This window comes from Maritimimonas sp. 2304DJ26-3, from assembly GCF_056591635.1.
In genome coordinates this window covers 1-4270 of sequence record NZ_JBWQOK010000006.1, presented here as the reverse complement: position 1 = coordinate 4270, position 4270 = coordinate 1, and the positions used below count along the sequence as shown (strand labels likewise).

The window sequence follows — 4270 nt, the reverse complement described above, 5'->3', positions numbered from 1 at the left end:
TTTATCTGGACCTCGACCACCTTCATTGTATTCAATAACATAGAAATACGTTCCAACTGGAACTTTTTGACCTTTCTTAATAGTCCTGGATCCTGTTGAGAATCCGTCCCACCATTGAATGTTTGCTCGTGCCCTACCATTATTACTATAGTCATACACTATATTACCCCAGCGATCATAAACCTCAATTGTAAAATTGGCAAACAATGATAATGCTGGTATAACAAATAAATCATTATCACCATCTCCATTAGGAGAAAAACCATTTGGAACTATTGTACACGATGTAGCATCTAAATAGTCTGGAAAAGGATCATTATCAGAAGGATCTGTACTATCACAATTATCATCAGACCAATCTCCATTACCATTAGTATCTTCTTCTGAAGTTGGTATTCCATCACCATCATCGTCGGTATCTCTATAATCAACTTCTGCATCTCCTTGAACAAGACCTTGATAATTAATGTCTCCAGCTAAATCTAAATCTCTATTAGGTAAATCTGTTGCTGGGTCATTTATAACCGAAAGCCCATTAGGGTCAGCATAATCTCCTATGGATCCGTCATAAGCGTCATCTAAACCATCATTATCTGAATCGCCAATTGGTTGATTATCTGGAACGCCATCTGCATCATAATCATGACCTTCAATACTATCTAGTACACCATCTCCGTCTGAGTCAGTATCTAAATAATCAGGGTTAGATGTACCATCTGTATTTACATTATCAGCTTGAATTCCATTATCTGATGAATAATTACTCTGATTTGTATTACTAAAATTATCATATGTATTATCTAATCCATCATTATCATCATCTAAACCTGAAGGGAGTTCATAATCTGCTGTGGTTTGTCCCTCTACATTATCTGGTATACCATCGTCATCTGAATCTAAATCTAAATGATTTGGACGTCCATCTGAATCTTCATCTGTACTGAAATCTCCTTCAGCAATTGTCATGATCCCATCTCCATCATCATCTATATCTAAATAGTCTGCTCTACCGTCACCATCCGTATCTCCATTCCCTTCTTCTAAGGTAGAAATTCCATCATTATCATCATCATCATCTAAATAATCTGGTGTCCCGTCAGCGTCAGTATCTTGTGCATCAGCAGGGTTACCATCTCCGTTTGGATCTGGATTTTCATCAGATGTAAGAATCCCATCTCCATCATCATCATTATCTAAATAATCTGGAGTTGTGTCACCAGTACTTGCATCAGTATTTTGCGAGTCAGAAAAGTCTCCGTCTCCATTTGGGTCAGGTTCTTCATAACGGGTATGAACACCATCTCCATCATCATCTAAATCTCTATAATTTACATCTTCCGTTCCATCTGTATCTGGTAAATCTGTTGCTGGATCCGTTGCAACGATTGAACCATTAGGATCAGCATAGTCGCCAATAGAACCATCATAAGCATCGTCTAAACCATCATTATCAGTATCACCAATTGGTGTAGCATCGGGCAATCCATCTTGATTAATATCATGACCTTCTATACTGTCTGGAACTGTATCTCCATCACTATCTGTATCTAAATAATCTGGTGTAGCATCACCAAAAGGAGACCCACCATCGGTATTTACTCCGGATGCTTGAATACCATCAGTAGCTTCATATGCATTATCTAAACCGTCATTGTCATCATCCAACCCTTCTGGAATTGTATATCCATCCGTTGTCTGTCCTTCAACATTATCAGTTATACCATCATTATCTGAATCCAGATCTAGATAATTAGGTCGACCATCTCCATCTGGGTTACTGGTACCTTCTGAACTTGTTAAAATACCATCTCCATCGTCATCTATATCTAAGTAGTTAGGTTGGCCATCTCCATCTGTATTCACAGCATCAGAAGGGTTTCCATCACCATTTGGATCTGCATTTTCACTCGCAGTAGGAACACCATCCCCATCATCATCTGCATCTAAAAAGTTATTATTACCATCTCCGTCAAAATCTGTGATTGTATAATTAATTGTTGGATCTACCTCTGGAGTAATTTCGACACCATCGAATAATCCATTTGGTCCTGAACCTGTAGTAGCTCCATCAATAAATCCATCACCATCAGTATCTAAAAATGGATGTCCTGCTTCATTAACATCAAACAATCCGTCACCGTCGGCATCTAAGTCTAAATGATTGGCATCACCATCGCTATCAAGATCAAAAGCAGCTTCTACTGCATTATTATCATCTCCTATAGAAATATTATTATCATTATCATCTAAATAAGCTGGTACTCCATCACCATCTACATCTGCAAAAGGATCAGAACTATATTCTTGTAAATCCGGAATACCATCATTATCATCATCTAAATCTAAATTATCACCAATACCATCACCGTCAAAATCAGTATCAACAGTTAATAAAACAGCATTTGAAATCTGGTTTACATCACAGGCAAAAGCTGGAGAAGATAATATTACTCTATATTGATATCCATCATAAGTTCCAGGCACCATTGTTAAAGTTAAAGACTCTGTAGTAGCGCCACTATAAACTGGGTTTGCGCCCCCATTAGTAATATTATTCCAATTTAAACCGCCATCTGTGCTTTCTTGCCACTGATAGGTTATAGTATTCTGTAAGTCGGTGTTAAAATTAGCATTAGCATTTATTACAATTACCTGATCTACTGGTTGTGTAGTTATAGGTTGTACACCAATACCAAATTCTTGGAAATCGAATATTCCATTGTTACCTATATCATTTGGCGTTGTATATCCTAAAGTGAGTCCGGCAGTATTTACTACTCCATTAGTGTCTACTGTTAAGCTCACATCTGCACCTAATCTTCCGTTTGTATCAGAATCTTCAGCACCAAAGCCAGACTCAACTAAATCAAAGCAAGTATCATTATCTGCATCTAACTCATTAGAGTCGGCAATTCCGTCAGTATCTGAATCTGCCGTGGGTTGTGTAACAGTTGCAGCATTTGTATCGTCAGTTTCAATGAGATCAAATAATCCATTTGCGCCTACAGTTGTCGAATCTGCACCATCGATTCTACCATCATTATCTGCGTCTAAAACATCGACTCCATTTAATTGTCCCGATTCAACAATATCATAAATACCATCATTATCAGAATCTAAATCTAGGCTATTAATGATTCCATCGCCATCAAAATCGGCAGCAACACCTCCTGCATTCTCGTCTACATCTGGAATACCATCATTATCATCGTCAAGATCGGTTACATCTGGAATTAAATCACCATCAGAATCTAATTGTATTGTTATTTGCACTGCATCAGAGGTAATTGGAACATCACATGCAAAATTATTTGTACTTACTATCACTTGATAAAAATTACCATCAAAAGATAATGGAACATTACTAATAATTAAATTTGCTGTTTGTGTACCGCTATAATTAGGGTTTGCATCAGAAATATTAGAATATGGTCCACCTATCCCAGTTGTGCTAACCTGCCACTGATAAGTATTACCTGTAGCTGTTACATCTATATTAACAGTTCCTCCAACCAAAGTTGCTGGTGGAGTCGCAGGTTGAACTGATATTGCAGTTGTAACATCAAACTCTTGGAAATCGAATGTGCCGTTTGTATCAATATCATTTGGTGTAGTATAACCATCTACACCACTAGTTACTCTACCTTGTGCATCGGTCGCAGCAGGAGATGTACCTAAAATACCATCAGTATCACCATCAGTAAATCCAGCCTCACTAACATCATTACATAAATCATTATCTGCATCTAGCTCATATGCATCTATAATAGTATCGGTGTCTGAGTCAGATATTGGGAAATTAATCAAATCTCTAATTCCGCTATCTGGAAATGTTTCTAATCCGTCGAATAATCCATTTATACCAACACTAATCAACGTATCAATTATTCCGTCATCGTCACTATCAAATGTTCCTTGACCAGCTTCAGTAACATCATAAATTCCATCGTTATCTGAGTCAAGGTCTATATAATTTGGAACTAAATCACCATCCGGATCTCCTATTAATTCAACATTATCTGGAATACCATCATTATCTGAGTCTAAGTCAAAGAAATTTAAGATTCCATCGCCATCTGAGTCAAAAGGATTTGTATTTGGATTTCCATCGCCATCTGTATTATCGTTTTCATCAGCGGTATCTATACCATCACCATCATCATCTACATCTAAATAATCATTTGTACCATCACCATCTGTATCTTGTGTAGCTCCTGTACTTGGATCACCGTCGCCATCTGGATTTGGACCTTCAAACTCTGTATTTATA

At 37.3% G+C, this 4270-nt stretch carries 1 protein-coding gene; it reads right to left on the bottom strand.

The genetic code is table 11. From position 1 onward, the window contains the following. Nucleotides 1-4270: T9SS type B sorting domain-containing protein (locus AC1EUV_RS13755; RefSeq protein ID WP_480199297.1), on the bottom strand; the 4270-nt coding region annotated here is incomplete at both ends.